Raw genomic sequence first — 13,747 nt, forward strand, 5'->3', positions numbered from 1 at the left:
GCGCCGGCTTTCGGCCTTTCGCGCCGGCACCCATCGGGATGAAAGCATGAATATCGATCCGATTTTGCGGTCAGTCGTGGCCGTCCGTTCCTCCATTCCGGAAGATGCCTTCACAGCGGAGACGCTGGGCACTGTCCGGGAAGGCAGCGGCGTGGTCATTCGCGACAACGGGCTGGTGCTGACCATCGGTTATCTCATCACCGAGGCCGAAGAGGTCTGGCTGACGACCCATGACGGGCGTGTGGTTCCCGCGCACGCGCTTGCCTATGATCAGGAAAGCGGCTTCGGCCTGGTCCAGGCGCTTGGGCCCCTGAATGCACCTGCGGTGGATCTCGGCGACGCGGCGACAGCCAAGGCGGGCGATCCCGTCGTGCTGGCCGATGGCATCGGAGAATTCGTCGAGGCAAATATCGTCGCCCGGCAGGAGTTTGCCGGCTATTGGGAATATCTGCTCGACGAGGCGATTTTTACGGCACCTGCCCATCCCTCATGGGGCGGTGCGGCGCTGATCGGTTCGGATGGCAAGCTTCTCGGCATCGGTTCGCTTCGCCTGCAGATGAGCGATGGCGACGAGGTTGCCGATATCAACATGGTGGTGCCGATCGACCTTTTGCCGCCGATCCTTGACGATCTCTTGAACCGCGGCCAGGTCAACAAGCCGCCGCGGCCCTGGCTCGGCGCGTTCTCCGCCGAGAGCAATGGCGGCGTGGTGGTCATGAGCGTGGCCGAAGGCGGTCCAGCCGCCCAGGCGGGCCTGCGTCAGGGCGACATCATTTCGGAGATCCGCGACGAAGAGGTCGATGGCCTGGCCGATTTCTACCGCAAGATCTGGAGCAGCGGCCCGGCCGGCGCCGAAATCCCCATGCGGATCCTCAGGAACGGCCGGGAAGCCTGGCTGCGCATCAAATCCGCCGACCGCAACAGCTTTCTTAAGAAACCGCAGCTGCAGTAAGGTCGCGCCGGCGTCGTGAAGGCGGCTGGCGCTCATTCGAGCGGATTGTCCAGGCATCCTTATCCCGCCTCACAGATTTTCCGGTGTGATCGTCAGGAAGCGCACCGGCTCGGCGCTGACCTCCACCTCGATGAGACCCAGCCTGTTCAGGGCAAGGTCTATCGATCGCCTCGCCTGCACCTCCGGCGCCTGGTCGAGCACAATCGACATGATGCCGCGGCGGAGATAGTCCTGCGTCTCTCCCGTCAATTCGTGGCCGACCCAGAGCGGCCGCCCAGCCTTATTTGCCTCGAGCACCCTGGCCACACCCTTGTTATCGCCGCCCGCACTATAGACGCCGATGATGCCGGGCTCGCGCCGGAGGGCCGCGTGCAGCAGTTCCATGGCATTGTGTTCGTCATCGAGGTCGAACATGACCTCGATGAAACGATGGTCGTTTGAACCCTTCTCCGAGAGATAGCTGGAGAAGCCGCGGATCCGCTCCTTATGGTTCTCATAGGCGCCGCTGTGGCAGAGAGCGACGAACGAACCGGGGCGCTGCGCCAGCATGCCCGACATGTAGTGAGCCGCGGTGCGTCCGGCAGCATAGTTGTCGATGCCGACATAGGGCAGTTCGGGGGCCGGACGGGTCATGATCTGAACGACGGGAATGCCGAGACCGGCCGCTTTCCGCACGCTGGTGACGACATCGGCATGGTCGGGCGCAACCACGATCAGCGCCGACCGGCGTGCCGTCGGATTGGTGATGTAACGGGCAAATTGCGCTGGCTCGTTCTCGCGGACGAAGGTGCGGTGAACGGTGATGCTGTCGCCGAGCGAAGCAGCGATGCGCTCGAACGCCCGGTTCAGACGCGAATAGAAGCTGGTCTCCGGGCGAACGAGGATCACCTCTATCCGGATCAGGCCGCGATGGGCGACCGGCAGGCTCTTCCGGTATTCAAGCCGTCTTGCCGCCAGGAGGACCTTCTCCACCGTCTCCGGCCGCACGCCGCCGCGGCCGTTAAGGACGCGCTCGACGGTCGCGGTGCCAACGCCGGCTTGGCTTGCGACATCCTTCAAAGTCACCTTCATCAGGGCTCACTCACTCTCAAAGCTGACACAGCAGAGCATCGGCACGCTGTGAGGTCAATGATCAAATTTGATCAAGGAAGCATTGGAGCGTGGGGGCGCCGCGGCAGTATCGTGCCAGCAATCCGGGAGGAGCACCGGACGGTCCAAAACAACCGAGATCAAGGATCATCCGCCGGCACGAAGCGGCCGGGGATGACGGAGGAGCCAGATGAAGATCGCACTCGACCCGCATATGCACCGTCACCTCAACCTGCGCGACCTCTGCCGCAAGGCAGCGGAGCTCGGTTATGAGCATATCGAGCTTTCACCGCGCGACGATTTTCTGCCCTGGTGGGTGCGCCCGCGGGCACACAAGGAACGCATCGCGGAATTCAAGGCGGCCCTGAAGGATCACGGCGTCCATCTCGCCTCGATCCTGCCGATGTATCGCTGGGCGAGCCCGCATGAGGACGAGCGGCAGGCCGCGGTGCGCTACTGGAAGGAAGCGATCGCGATCGCCGCCGAAATGGGCTGCGATACGATGAACTCGGAATTCGGCCGCGGGCCGTCGCCGGATCGCAGCCACCGCGCCAGCTGCTGCGGCGGCATACATACCCACGAACACAGCGAGGCTGCCTGGTGGCGCTCGATAGAAGAGCTCGTTCCGGTGTTCGAGCGCGAGGGCGTCACGCTCAACATGGAACCGCATCCGGAAGACTGGTGCGAAACGCTGCATCCGGCGATCGACATGCTGAAGACCATCGGCTCGAAGAACGTCAAATTCCTCTACTGCGCGCCGCATACCTTCTATTTCGGCGACGATATGGCGCGGATGATCCGCGATGCCGGCCCGCTGATCGCCCATGTGCATGTGGCCGATACCTATAATCACAAGGCCTCATCCGGGCTGCGCTACATCATCAATCCGCCGGGCGCGAAGGTCACCATCCATCAGCACATGGATATGTACCAGGGCGAGATCAATTGGGATGTCTTCTTCTCCTCGCTCGCCGCGGTCGGGTTCGACGGCATCATTACCGCCTGCGTCTTCGGCTGGGAGGAGCGCGCCGACGATTCAGGCCGCTTCATGCGCTCTGAAATCCAGAAATATGTCGACAAATACTGGCCCGGGAAACTTGGCTGATCGTCAACATCCGCCCCGGCACCCAATATCAGGAATAAAACCGTGACCATCACGATTACGACAGCCCCCTGCTGCTGGGGCGTGGACGACGTCAACAATCCAAACCTTCCCGCCTGGGAACGCGTCTTCGACGAGGCGGCAGCGGCCGGCTATGGCGGCCTCGAACTCGGGCCTTATGGTTACGTGCCGCTCGACGATGCGCTCGTTACAAAGGCGCTCACCGAGCGCAATCTCTTCATCGTCGCCGGCACGATCTTCGACGATCTCGTCTCTCCTGAAAATCGGGAGACGTTGCTGCGGCAGACGGAGGAAATCTGCGCCGTCATCACCAGGCTGCCGCAGCCGGAACAGGTGGCAGGCCAGCGGTTCAGGACCCCCTATCTCACGGTCATGGACTGGGGGCACGACGAACGGGACTATGCCGCCGGCCATTCCGATCGTGCGCCGCGTCTCGACGACAAGGCTTGGGCCGGGATGATCGCCAATATCACGGCGATCGCCGAACTCGCTCAGCGCAAATACGGCGTGCGCGCCGTCATCCACCCGCATGCGGGTGGCTATATCGAATTTGCTGATGAGATCGAGCGGGTGGCAGGTGACATTCCGCAGGAGGTCGCCGGCTTCTGCCTCGACACCGGCCATAGCTATTATGCCGGCATGGATCCCGTCGAGATGCTTCGCCGCTATGCTGACAGGCTCGACTACGTCCACTTCAAGGACATCGACCAGACAGTCTTCGACCGTGTGCTTGGCGAGAAGATCCGCTTCTTCGATGCCTGCGGACAGGGCGTGATGTGCCCGATCGGCCGCGGCGTCATCGATTATCCCGCCGTCAAGCGAACGCTCGAGGAGATCGGCTATCACGGCTTCATCACCGTCGAGCAGGAGCGTGATCCGAGGAATGTCGCCGGCAGCCTCGAAGATGTGAAGCAAAGCCGCGATTACCTCAGGTCGGTCGGTTTTTAGGGAAAAGATTATGACGAATAACAGGAAAAAGCCGATCCGCTGGGGCATGGTCGGCGGCGGCAGAGGCAGCCAGATCGGTTATATCCATCGCTCGGCAGCCCATCGCGACGACGTCTTTGCCCTTGCGGCGGGCGCCTTCGATATCGATCCCGAACGCGGCCGCGCCTTCGGCGTCGATCTTGGGCTCGACGAAGCCAGGAGCTACCCGGACTATGCGGCGATGTTTGCGACTGAGGCCGGGCGGGCCGACGGCATCGAGGCCGTGTCGATCGCAACACCCAACAACACCCATTTTGCGATCTGCAAGGCAGCACTCGAACATGATCTGCATGTGATCTGCGAAAAGCCGCTCTGCTTCACGATCGCCGAAGCCGAAGAGCTGAAGGCGCTTTCCGAGGCGCGCGGCCGGATCGTCGGCGTGACTTATGGTTACGCCGGCCATCAAATGATCGAGCAGGCGCGCGCCATGGTCAGGAATGGCGATCTCGGCGAGATCCGCATCGTCAACCTGCAATTCGCCCATGGCTTCCATAGTGCTGCGGTGGAGGAGCAGAACGCCTCGACGCGGTGGCGCGTCGATGCGAAATTCGCAGGTCCCAGCTATGTCCTTGGCGACGTCGGGACCCACCCGCTTTATATCGCCAAGGTCATCCTGCCGCACCTGAAGATCAGGCGTCTGCTCTGCACCCGCCAGAGCTTCGTCAAAAGCCGAGCGCCGCTCGAAGACAATGCGGTGACCCTGATGGAATATGATAATGGCGCGATCGCCACCATCTGGTCGAGCGCCGTCAATGCCGGCTCCATGCACGGCCAGAAGATCCGCATCGTCGGCTCGAAGGCCAGTATCGAATGGTGGGACGAGCGGCCGAACCAGCTCTCCTACGAGATCCAGGGCGAACCGGCCCGTATTCTCGAGCGTGGCATGGACTATCTCTATCCCGAGGCCAGGATCGACGACCGGATCGGCGGCGGCCACCCGGAAGGTCTCTTCGAAGCCTGGGCGAACCTCTATCGCCGCTTCGGCTTTGCCATCAACAGAGAGCGCGGCCTCGCCCCTGCGGGGATCGAAGAGCACGTCTTTCCCGATGTCGATGCCGGACTGGAAGGCGTGCGCTGGGTCGAAAACTGCGTACGGTCCGCCGACGCCGGCGGGATCTGGCTGGACTATCGCTAAAGCGCGTCGCGATCTTTTAGATTCGCTCCTCGCGCTTTAGGTCTTTGTTTTTACGCATGCCGTTGTCGCAAAACCGCTGCACACTTTTGCGCGACATGCTTTAGGTCGTGAACTGCGGTGCGGCGCTGTGCTCAGATAAGCGGGTCGTCATCTTCCGCCGCCTGCGACGCGCGGCGACGCGTGCTGTCGTTGGCGGCTTTCTTGGGCCCCTCGGCGGCTGCCTCGCGGATTTTCTTGACGCTTTCGCCGGCGTCTTCTGCGGCTGGCTGCGGGTCGTTCTTTTTCACGAAACGGATCATGGGTCATTTCCTACTTCAACAGTGGGCGCGCTCCGCACATACATCGGAGCGCTCTGGAAAAACGGTGTCAGACGGCAAGCGCAGTGGCGCAGCCTTGGACACTTCGGCTATCGGCTGAAGTCTGGCCGGGCATGGTCGCCCAACCGCCGGCTTCAACGAACTGACGCTGCTTGTAGCCTTCGGTTATCGCCTTGAACTCGATCAGTTTAGCGCTCGCATCCGGCGCCGCCTTGAATCGCTCGACGCAGATGGCCGACGCCAGTTCTCCGCGTGCGGTTTCGCTGGCGGCGGCTGCCGCTTTGCCTGATGTGCCGCCTGTGACCCAACCTCCCCAGCTGAAGCCGATGATCATCGTGGCGATCGCCGTGACGACGCAGGCCCAGGCGAGAAGCGTCTTGGACGGCTGGTAACTGTCGAAACGCTGGGTAATCGATGTCTTGCTGCTGCTCTGTACGGACATTGGAATTCTCCCTGTCTGTTATTCGGGTTGTGCCGTCCGGCGACGCCGGAACGGTCAAGCTGGCCTCAGTATCCCATAGCGCCCATGCCGCCATTTCCGGCAGCAGGCGCAGAATCTTTCGCGGGAATGTCGGCGATCATCACCTCGGCGGTGATCAGCAGCGCCGCGATCGAACCAGCGTCCTGCAGAGCGGTGCGCACGACCTTGGCAGGATCGACGATGCCGGCCTCGATCATATCGACATAGGTCTCCGTCTGTGCGTCGAAGCCCTGATTGTGATCATTGCTGTCGGCGAGTTTGCCGACGACGATGGAGCCTTCGAACCCGGCATTGTCGGCGATCTGCCGGATCGGGGCTTCGAGCGCCCTCAGCACGATCGAGATGCCCGCCGTCACGTCGGCGTTCTCCCCGGTCAGGCCCATGAGCGCCGACTTGGCGCGCAACAGTGCCACGCCGCCGCCGGGCACGATGCCCTCTTCGACCGCCGCACGGGTGGCATTCAGCGCATCGTCGATGCGGTCCTTCTTTTCCTTGACCTCCGTCTCGGTCGCGCCACCGACGCGGATGACCGCGACGCCGCCGGCGAGTTTCGCCAGGCGTTCCTGCAGTTTTTCCTTGTCGTAGTCGGAGGTGGTGTCCTCGATCTGCGCCTTGATCTGCTGGATGCGCGCCTGGATGGCCGCTTTGTCGCCGGAGCCGTCGATGATCGTGGTGCTTTCCTTGTCGATCAGCACGCGCTTGGCGTGGCCGAGCATATCGAGCGTGACGTTCTCGAGCTTGATGCCGAGATCCTCGGAAATCATCTGGCCGGCGGTCAGCACGGCAATGTCTTCGAGCATCGCCTTGCGGCGATCGCCGAAGCCCGGTGCCTTGACGGCGGCGACCTTCAGGCCGCCGCGCAGCTTGTTGACGACAAGCGTCGCCAGCGCCTCGCCTTCGACGTCCTCCGAGATGAGGAGCAGCGGTTTGCCGGTCTGTACGACGGCTTCCAGGATCGGCAGCATCGCCTGCAGGCTGCCGAGTTTCTTCTCGTGAACGAGGATATAGGGTTCCTCCAGTTCCACGCGCATCTTCTCGGCATTGGTGACGAAATAGGGCGAGAGATAGCCACGATCGAACTGCATGCCCTCGACGACATCGAGTTCGGTCTCGGCGGTTCGCGCCTCTTCGACTGTTATGACGCCCTCATTGCCGACCTTGTCCATCGCACTGGCGATCATCTCGCCGATGGCGGCGTCGCCATTGGCGGCAATGGTGCCGACCTGCGCGATCTCGCCTGATGACTTGACCTTCATCGCCCTCGCCTTGATTTCCTTGACGACGGCGATAACGGCGAGATCGATGCCGCGCCTCAGATCCATCGGGTTCATGCCGGCAGCGACGAGCTTTGCGCCTTCGCGGAAGATGGAGGCGGCGAGCACCGTTGCCGTCGTCGTGCCGTCGCCGGCAAGGTCATTGGTCTTCGAAGCCACCTCGCGCACCATTTGCGCGCCCATGTTTTCGAACTTGTCTTCGAGCTCGATCTCCTTGGCGACGCTGACGCCGTCCTTGGTAATGCGCGGTGCGCCATAGGCCTTGTCGATGACGACGTTGCGACCCTTCGGGCCAAGCGTCACCTTGACGGCATTGTTGAGCAATTCGACGCCGCGCAGCAGGCGGTCGCGCGCGTCGGTGGAGAACCTGATTTCCTTGGCAGACATGATATTTCTTCCCAGTTCGGTCTTGAGTTGCGGGTCACAAATTCGACCCTCAGGCGGCTTTGCCGGCGGCCGCTTCGGTCTTTTCGACGATGCCCATGATGTCGGTCTCCTTCATGATCAAAAGGGTTTCGCCATCGATCGTGACCTCGCTCCCCGACCATTTTCCAAACAGAATGAGATCGCCGACCTCGACATCGAGCGGGACGAGATTACCGCCTTTGTCGCGCAGGCCCGGGCCGACTGCGACCACTTCGCCTTGCTGCGGCTTCTCCTTGGCGGTGTCTGGAATGATGATCCCGCCCTTGGATTTGACATCGCCTTCCGCACGTCGAATGACGACGCGGTCGTGAAGTGAACGGAATTTCATAGAGGTCTTTCTGCTGCCGGCGCGTAGGGCGGCTGCAATTCATAAATAGCACTCGTGGCACTCGATTGATAGGAGTGCCAAGAAATATTGTTCACGCGGGGAATTTCTTTAAAAATTCAGGAAATCAATTTGAGCGGATATTTTGTAATAATCAGGAAATGAATAGAATTTTCACGCCATCGCGCTCAATTTTATTTAACGTGTCGTTGAGTTAATTTAGCGTTTTTCATAGATAAATCCGAATTATCTTGATTTAAACTCAATCGAGGCGCAATGATAGGTCTCGTCGATTTGGCCGACTTGGCTTCGCGGTGTCAGAGACCTACGACCCGCCATCACCACTGAATTTTCGATAGCAATCTATGACGTCGTTCCGGCGTTGATTTCGCCTATTCCGATCCGGAATGAGCTTGGCGCTGACCGCGGATGTACCGGCAGCATCGAGTTCGTCCGGTTCGGATCTCAACGATACAGGAAACGCATCGGTGTCTTCCTGCAGAGGCCTCAGCCGTGACCAGTCGCACCACACAAACCGTCGTCCGCTTTTCATCCCCGTTCCGCCTGCCCGGTTTCGACGGGGCGCAGCCAGCCGGAGAATACCGCGTCGATTATGACGAGGAATTGATCGATAGCGTTTCCAGGCTTGCCTGGCGACGGGTCGGCGCCTTCATCCACCTGCCGGCGATCGCCACGCAGAGTTCGACGCAGCAGATGATGCCTATCCCCCTGTCAGCTCTCGAAACCGCGCTCGAAAAGGACCACAAACCGTCATGACCGCTACGCGCATCCCGCAACGCAATGGACGCTCGATCCGGCGCGAGGCAGCAACGCATATCTTCAAAGTGGGGCAGACTGTCCGAGTGAAGGACGGGTTCCTGGTCGTTCCCTCGAAGCTCCCCGACACATACCGCATTACCGCCACGCTGCCTCCGAGAGGAAATGTGCTGCAATACCGCATCCGCAGCGACGATGAACGTCATGAGCGCGTCGCGACGGAAGACAGTCTGGAACTGGTAAACCTATCGCCCGCCGGCAGCGGCGCAACACTGATCGAGAGGACGTTTGGCCATGGCCACGGCCCGAATGACGAAAGGTTGACATCGTGAACAGCCATGAAGACGAAGCCGAACGAAGACGGAATGCCTTTGCCGTCGGCACATGGGAAAACAAATGTGGCGCTTCCGGCCGCTACTCCATGGAGATCGAACACGACCGCCGGATCGAATCCGCCCGTTCGTCGACCGTCTATCGTGTCTCAGCAAACGTTCCAGTGCATGCCGACCATGCCGTGCCCGGCAAGAGCCGTTCGCAGGCCGGGAAAGACATGATGTCCTTCAATCTTCTCAACATAGGATACCGGAAGGAATGGCTGAGGCTGTCGGACGCCGCCCGGAGTGAGACCCCGCCGGTTCAACCATGGCGCTAGCCTTTCTGAACCAAAGCCGCAGCTTCGATGCGGCGAGAAATGCTGTGCGCTTCGTCGGCCATGACGGCATGTTCCAGGTGTTGTTCTTCATCGAGGTTGGCGCGCTGGCGAAATCCGACATGACATTGCAAAGAACCGAACCCTCGGAAACGAGGTGGCTTTCGGCGTTCGACGCCCTGCGCAACTCCATTCAGGACGTGGCACACAAAGCCTATTCCTACCACCGCCGCGCCTTCTATACTCTAACTGCGGCGGATTTCCGCTAAGCGGATCCGGACGCGCGGGAACGCTCCATGTTGATCCGTTACGGCTATGAAATCACGCTGACCTGCCCGCAGCCGACCGCATTGGTATGCCTGTTGTCGGTTCATGATGATCGTGCGGCCGACATCAGAATTCCGGAAACGGTCTTCACCACCCCTGATGTTCCAACTTCGACTTATCGCGACCTCTTCGGTAACCGGTGTCTTCGGCTGGTTGCCCCGGCGGGCGACCTGACCATATGGGGCGATGCGACGATCGAAGACGACGGCGAACCGGACAGGTCGCTGCCAGGCGCCAGGGAACTCCCGGTTTCGGAGTTGCCGGATGATTGCCTCGTCTACCTGATGGGCAGCCGCTATTGCGAGACGGATCGTCTCAGTCAAATTGCTTGGGATATGTTCGGCACCGTCTCACCCGGCTGGGGCCGCGTTCAGGCGATCTGCGACTTCGTTCACGGCCATATCCAATTCGACTATCTGCAGGCGCGATCGACGCGGACAGCCTTCGAGGCGTTTCACGAACGTGTCGGCGTTTGTCGCGACTTTGCGCATCTCGCGGTGGCGTTGTGCCGGTGCCTCAACATTCCTGCCCGATATATCAATGGCCATCTCGGCGACATCGGTATTCCCGTCGTCGATCCGATGGACTTCAGCGCCTGGATCGAGGTCTTCCTCGACGGTGCATGGCATGCATTCGATCCGCGCAACAACACGCCGCGGATCGGTCGTATCATCGTCGCACGCGGGCGCGACGCCGCCGACATACCGCTCATCAATTCCTTCGGACCGCATGTGCTGAAGGCGTTTCGAGTCTGGACCTATGAGGTGACGAACCTGGAGCAGATGCAAAGCGTCGCCGAAGGCGCTGTTTAGAACGAGACCTGGACGGATGCGGCAATGTCGGCCTCAGGCTTTGCCGCAGGCGCCAGCTGTCGCAGGATTGCCTCTCCCACACACTTTGGCGCGACGTGCTTTAGAACGGCGGTTGAAAGATGTCGGCGTCGTGCCATCTTGGGTGTGAGCAGTCATTAGCGGAAGATAAGGAGTTTCGCAGTCCATGTTCGATCATATTTCCATCGGCGTAAAAGACCTGGAAAGAGCCCGCCGTTTCTACGATGCGGCGCTGGCGCCGCTCGGATATGAGCGCCTGTCCAATTCCGACACCACGATCGGCTACGGCCCGGACACGGTCGGGCTCTGGGTGATGCAGGTCGAACAGCCTGTTGTTGCCGACATGCGATCGGGGCTGCATTTCTGCTTCGTCGCGCCTGATGAGGCGGCGGTCGATGCCTTTCACGCGGCGGCCGTCGCATCCGGCGGCACAGATAATGGTGAACCGGGTGTGCGGCCGGATTATGGGCGCTTCTATTACGCCGCCTTCATCATCGACCCAGACGGCTACCGCCTCGAAGCGTATTTTCACAAAGGCGAGCTATAACGGACCGTCAGGCAGCGGCTCTCGGAATGGATACGCAGCAGCCGGAGGCTTCGAGCGCTCTATTGGCTACATCGATGAACAGGCGACGGAACCAGCGCGCCCGGCCGTCCGTCTGGTCGACTCGGCGATAAAGCATCGTCACGGGATCGGCCGGCAGCGAAAGCGGCGGCTCGCAAAGCATCAGCCCATGTAACTGCGCCATGCAGCGACCGATCGATTCCGGCACGGTGGCAATGGCGGGCATCGCCTTCAGCACCATCGGCAGAGCGGAAAAGCGCGGGACGGTCGCCACCACCTGTCTCACATCGCCGGTGCGGTTCAGCGCCATATCGATACCGGTCGAGGTGTTGCCTTCGAACGAGACGGTGACATGCGCGACATTGGCGAAATCCTTGAGGCTCAACGGCGCCTTCAGCCCGAGCTGAGCTTCATCGTAGATGCAGATCGAGACTTGGTCGAACAGCGGCGCGCGAATGTGCCAGGAGGCGGGCTCGTCGTGCATCGCAACGCTGAAATCGAAGACGCCTTCATCCAGCCGGCGTGCGGCATCGCGCTTTTCGGAAGCGATACCGATCAGCCGGGCGCCGGGTGAAAGCTGGAGAAGACGGGCGGCAAGCGGGCCGAAGAAGGCCGATTCCAGATTGTCGCACATGCCGATGCGGAACTCGCCCTGCCAGCTTGCCGGATCGAACTCGGCCTGCGGGCGGATGGCGCGCTCGATGCCCGACAGCGCATCCTCGATCGCCGGGGCGATGGACAGGGCGCGCGGCGTCGGCTGCAGGCCGCGGCCGACACGTACGAATAGTTCATCGTCCAGCGCCTCGCGCAGGCGCCGCAAGGCAGCCGACAGACCCGGTTGGCCGAGCAGCAGCCGCTCGGCGGCGCGACTGACATTGCGCTCCTGCATCAGCACCGAAAAGGCCAGCAGGAGATTGAGGTCGATCTTGCGAAGGGTGACATCATTCATCATCGTCAGTAATACCTGGCATGGCTACTATCAATTTGCAATAGGAATGGAAGCTGTACATTTTCTCGTTCCCTGCCGCCCGGCAACCTCCCCCGATGAGGCGGCAGCAAAAAAGGAACGATTTCGATGACTCTTTCCAAATCGCCAAGCGGAGCGGGGCTGGCATTGCTGCTGCTCTGCGCCGCCAATTTCCTCGACGCCATGGACGTCTCCACCATCGGCGTTGCCTTACCTGCCATCCAGGCCGAACTCGGCATGGAGGCGACATCGCTGCAATGGGCCGTCAGCGCCTATGTGCTCGGTTATGGCGGCTTCCTGCTGCTCGGCGGCCGGGTCGCCGATGTCTTCGGCCATCGCCGCGTCTTCCTCTGGTCGCTGGCGATCTTTGCCGCCGCCAGCATCGCCGGCGGCTTCGTCAACAGCGGCCCGACGCTGATCGCCGCCCGATTGGTCAAGGGCATTGCCGCCGCCTTCACCGCGCCTGCGGCGCTTGCGCTGCTGCTCTCCGTCTTCGGCGAGGGAACGGCACGGGCAAGGGCGCTCGGGGTCTTCTCCTCCACCGGCGCCGCCGGCTTTGTGCTCGGCATGGTGCTCGGTGGTGCTGCGACGATTATCAGCTGGAGGGCGACACTGGTCATGGGCGCGCCCGTCGCCATCCTGACGCTTTTTGTTGCGCCACTGGTGCTGCCCGCCGACCCGAAAAGGACAGGACCGCGGCCGGCCTTCGACTGGGCCGGCGCGCTAACAATAACCCCCGGGCTGCTGCTCTTCGTCTTCGGCATCACCAATGCCGCGGCCGCCGGCTGGCAGGCTTTTGCGACCTGGGGTTCGCTCGTCGCGTCGCTGGCGCTGATCCTGCTCTTCCTCGTGGTCGAAGCGCGCCATGCCGATCCAATGGTGCCGCTCGGCATGTTCCGCCGGGCCAAGCTCCGGCATGCCAATGCCATTGCCGCCCTCTTCCAGGGCGCCTATGTCGGCTTCCAGTTCCTGGCGACGCTCTATTATCAGAACGTCCTCGGCTGGTCGGCCTTCACCACCGGCTTCTGCTTTGCGCTTGGCGGCGTCTTCGTGATGTTCCTGGCGCCACGTTTTGCGACGCTCGCGCAAAATCGCGGCGCCACCGGGCTGATGGCGGCGGGTGTCGGCCTGCAGGCGTTCAGCTATATCTTCTGGGTGACCGCACTCGGACATGTCGACCCGATCCTGCTCGTGCTGTTCTCGCAGATCCCGCTCGGCCTCGGCTACGCCATGACCTACCCCTCGGTACAGGTCGCGGCCCTTTCCGACGTGGAGGACGGCAAGTCGGGGCTCGCCTCCGGACTGCTCTTCGCCTCCTTCCAGATCGGCGGCGGCATCGTGCTTGCGGCGGCCTCGGCAGTCTTCGGCGCCGCACCGCATTTCGGCTGGAACCCCTATGTCGCCGGCATCGCTTTCGTGGCGCTGCTTGCGGTGGCGATTACCCTGCTTGCAGCCGCCGGTCCACGGACGTCGGCCGCCCGGAGACCCAGCTATCAGGCGGCGGAATGACCGTTATCGGCCCG

At 61.7% G+C, this 13,747-nt stretch carries 17 protein-coding genes; 11 read left to right on the plus strand and 6 right to left on the minus strand.

The window, feature by feature from the left end; genetic code table 11:
* Nucleotides 1-46: 46 nt before the first annotated feature.
* Nucleotides 47-952 (plus strand): S1C family serine protease, encoded by a 906-nt coding sequence (locus FFM53_RS05950; protein ID WP_138387710.1) that lies wholly within the window; start codon nucleotides 47-49, stop codon nucleotides 950-952.
* 69 nt (nucleotides 953-1,021) lie between these two features.
* Here the strand turns inward: FFM53_RS05950 and FFM53_RS05955 are convergent, their stop codons facing one another.
* Entirely contained in the window at nucleotides 1,022-2,023 is a 1,002-nt protein-coding gene (locus FFM53_RS05955; protein ID WP_138387711.1) for a LacI family DNA-binding transcriptional regulator, read from the minus strand.
* 208 nt (nucleotides 2,024-2,231) lie between these two features.
* On the opposite strand from FFM53_RS05955, the gene FFM53_RS05960 reads away from it, so the two are divergent.
* The 3 genes from FFM53_RS05960 to FFM53_RS05970 are packed head-to-tail and all read left to right on the plus strand — an operon-like array spanning nucleotide 2,232 to nucleotide 5,286.
* Nucleotides 2,232-3,146 (plus strand): sugar phosphate isomerase/epimerase family protein, encoded by a 915-nt coding sequence (locus tag FFM53_RS05960; protein ID WP_138387712.1) that lies wholly within the window; start codon nucleotides 2,232-2,234, stop codon nucleotides 3,144-3,146.
* A gap of 42 nt (nucleotides 3,147-3,188) precedes the next feature.
* Nucleotides 3,189-4,112, plus strand: a complete 924-nt coding sequence (locus tag FFM53_RS05965) for a TIM barrel protein (RefSeq protein ID WP_138387713.1) — start codon at nucleotides 3,189-3,191, stop codon at nucleotides 4,110-4,112.
* 10 nt (nucleotides 4,113-4,122) lie between these two features.
* A complete protein-coding gene (locus FFM53_RS05970; RefSeq protein WP_138387714.1) occupies nucleotides 4,123-5,286 on the plus strand; it encodes a Gfo/Idh/MocA family protein in 1,164 nt (387 codons plus the stop codon).
* Between the two features lie 131 nt (nucleotides 5,287-5,417).
* On the opposite strand, the gene FFM53_RS05975 is transcribed toward FFM53_RS05970, so the two are convergent.
* The 4 genes from FFM53_RS05975 to FFM53_RS05990 form a co-directional block, all read right to left on the minus strand.
* Nucleotides 5,418-5,585, minus strand: a complete 168-nt coding sequence (locus FFM53_RS05975) for a hypothetical protein (protein WP_173883547.1) — start codon at nucleotides 5,583-5,585, stop codon at nucleotides 5,418-5,420.
* A gap of 67 nt (nucleotides 5,586-5,652) precedes the next feature.
* Complete coding sequence (locus FFM53_RS05980) at nucleotides 5,653-6,045, minus strand: hypothetical protein (protein ID WP_138387715.1); 393 nt, start codon at nucleotides 6,043-6,045, stop codon at nucleotides 5,653-5,655.
* Between the two features lie 65 nt (nucleotides 6,046-6,110).
* On the minus strand, nucleotides 6,111-7,745 hold the full coding sequence (groL, locus tag FFM53_RS05985) for a chaperonin GroEL (RefSeq protein WP_138328488.1): 1,635 nt from the start codon (nucleotides 7,743-7,745) through the stop codon (nucleotides 6,111-6,113).
* 49 nt (nucleotides 7,746-7,794) lie between these two features.
* Complete coding sequence (locus tag FFM53_RS05990; protein WP_138387716.1) at nucleotides 7,795-8,112, minus strand: co-chaperone GroES; 318 nt, start codon at nucleotides 8,110-8,112, stop codon at nucleotides 7,795-7,797.
* Nucleotides 8,113-8,622: 510 nt separating this feature from the next.
* Here FFM53_RS05990 and FFM53_RS05995 point away from each other — a divergent pair.
* From FFM53_RS05995 to FFM53_RS06020, 6 genes are all read left to right on the plus strand, one after another.
* A complete protein-coding gene (locus tag FFM53_RS05995; protein ID WP_138328490.1) occupies nucleotides 8,623-8,886 on the plus strand; it encodes a hypothetical protein in 264 nt (87 codons plus the stop codon).
* Nucleotides 8,883-9,218 (plus strand): hypothetical protein, encoded by a 336-nt coding sequence (locus FFM53_RS06000; RefSeq protein WP_138328491.1) that lies wholly within the window; start codon nucleotides 8,883-8,885, stop codon nucleotides 9,216-9,218. The genes FFM53_RS05995 and FFM53_RS06000 overlap by 4 nt, the downstream gene beginning before the upstream one ends.
* The gene (locus FFM53_RS06005) at nucleotides 9,215-9,538 is read left to right on the plus strand and encodes a hypothetical protein (protein ID WP_138328492.1); all 324 of its coding nucleotides are present in this window, start codon (nucleotides 9,215-9,217) and stop codon (nucleotides 9,536-9,538) included. The genes FFM53_RS06000 and FFM53_RS06005 overlap by 4 nt, the downstream gene beginning before the upstream one ends.
* Nucleotides 9,529-9,804: a DUF1488 family protein gene (locus FFM53_RS06010; protein ID WP_138328493.1), complete on the plus strand. Its 276-nt coding sequence runs from the start codon at nucleotides 9,529-9,531 to the stop codon at nucleotides 9,802-9,804. The genes FFM53_RS06005 and FFM53_RS06010 overlap by 10 nt, the downstream gene beginning before the upstream one ends.
* A 27-nt stretch (nucleotides 9,805-9,831) precedes the next feature.
* On the plus strand, nucleotides 9,832-10,674 hold the full coding sequence (locus FFM53_RS06015) for a transglutaminase-like domain-containing protein (protein WP_138328494.1): 843 nt from the start codon (nucleotides 9,832-9,834) through the stop codon (nucleotides 10,672-10,674).
* 184 nt (nucleotides 10,675-10,858) lie between these two features.
* Entirely contained in the window at nucleotides 10,859-11,239 is a 381-nt protein-coding gene (locus FFM53_RS06020) for a VOC family protein (protein WP_029875279.1), read from the plus strand.
* A 7-nt stretch (nucleotides 11,240-11,246) separates the two neighbouring features.
* On the opposite strand, the gene FFM53_RS06025 is transcribed toward FFM53_RS06020, so the two are convergent.
* On the minus strand, nucleotides 11,247-12,209 hold the full coding sequence (locus FFM53_RS06025) for a LysR family transcriptional regulator (protein ID WP_138328495.1): 963 nt from the start codon (nucleotides 12,207-12,209) through the stop codon (nucleotides 11,247-11,249).
* Between the two features lie 123 nt (nucleotides 12,210-12,332).
* Here FFM53_RS06025 and FFM53_RS06030 point away from each other — a divergent pair, with 123 nt between their 5' ends.
* Entirely contained in the window at nucleotides 12,333-13,733 is a 1,401-nt protein-coding gene (locus FFM53_RS06030; RefSeq protein ID WP_138328496.1) for an MFS transporter, read from the plus strand.
* The last annotated feature ends 14 nt before the right edge of the window (nucleotides 13,734-13,747 follow it).

Source organism: Rhizobium indicum, assembly GCF_005862305.2.
Classification (GTDB): Bacteria; Pseudomonadota; Alphaproteobacteria; order Rhizobiales; family Rhizobiaceae; genus Rhizobium; species Rhizobium indicum.

Excerpts from the sequence above, each read along its gene's own strand:
- FFM53_RS05950 (WP_138387710.1), top strand. The coding sequence starts at position 47 with ATGAATATCGATCCGATTTTGCGGTCAGTCGTGGCCGTCCGTTCCTCC.
- FFM53_RS05955 (WP_138387711.1), bottom strand. The coding sequence starts at position 2,023 with ATGAAGGTGACTTTGAAGGATGTCGCAAGCCAAGCCGGCGTTGGCACC.
- FFM53_RS05960 (WP_138387712.1), top strand. The coding sequence starts at position 2,232 with ATGAAGATCGCACTCGACCCGCATATGCACCGTCACCTCAACCTGCGC.
- FFM53_RS05970 (WP_138387714.1), top strand. The coding sequence starts at position 4,123 with ATGACGAATAACAGGAAAAAGCCGATCCGCTGGGGCATGGTCGGCGGC.
- FFM53_RS05975 (WP_173883547.1), bottom strand. The coding sequence starts at position 5,585 with ATGATCCGTTTCGTGAAAAAGAACGACCCGCAGCCAGCCGCAGAAGAC.
- FFM53_RS05980 (WP_138387715.1), bottom strand. The coding sequence starts at position 6,045 with ATGTCCGTACAGAGCAGCAGCAAGACATCGATTACCCAGCGTTTCGAC.
- groL (WP_138328488.1), bottom strand. The coding sequence starts at position 7,745 with ATGTCTGCCAAGGAAATCAGGTTCTCCACCGACGCGCGCGACCGCCTG.
- FFM53_RS05990 (WP_138387716.1), bottom strand. The coding sequence starts at position 8,112 with ATGAAATTCCGTTCACTTCACGACCGCGTCGTCATTCGACGTGCGGAA.
- FFM53_RS06000 (WP_138328491.1), top strand. The coding sequence starts at position 8,883 with ATGACCGCTACGCGCATCCCGCAACGCAATGGACGCTCGATCCGGCGC.
- FFM53_RS06010 (WP_138328493.1), top strand. The coding sequence starts at position 9,529 with ATGGCGCTAGCCTTTCTGAACCAAAGCCGCAGCTTCGATGCGGCGAGA.
- FFM53_RS06015 (WP_138328494.1), top strand. The coding sequence starts at position 9,832 with ATGTTGATCCGTTACGGCTATGAAATCACGCTGACCTGCCCGCAGCCG.
- FFM53_RS06020 (WP_029875279.1), top strand. The coding sequence starts at position 10,859 with ATGTTCGATCATATTTCCATCGGCGTAAAAGACCTGGAAAGAGCCCGC.
- FFM53_RS06025 (WP_138328495.1), bottom strand. The coding sequence starts at position 12,209 with ATGATGAATGATGTCACCCTTCGCAAGATCGACCTCAATCTCCTGCTG.
- FFM53_RS06030 (WP_138328496.1), top strand. The coding sequence starts at position 12,333 with ATGACTCTTTCCAAATCGCCAAGCGGAGCGGGGCTGGCATTGCTGCTG.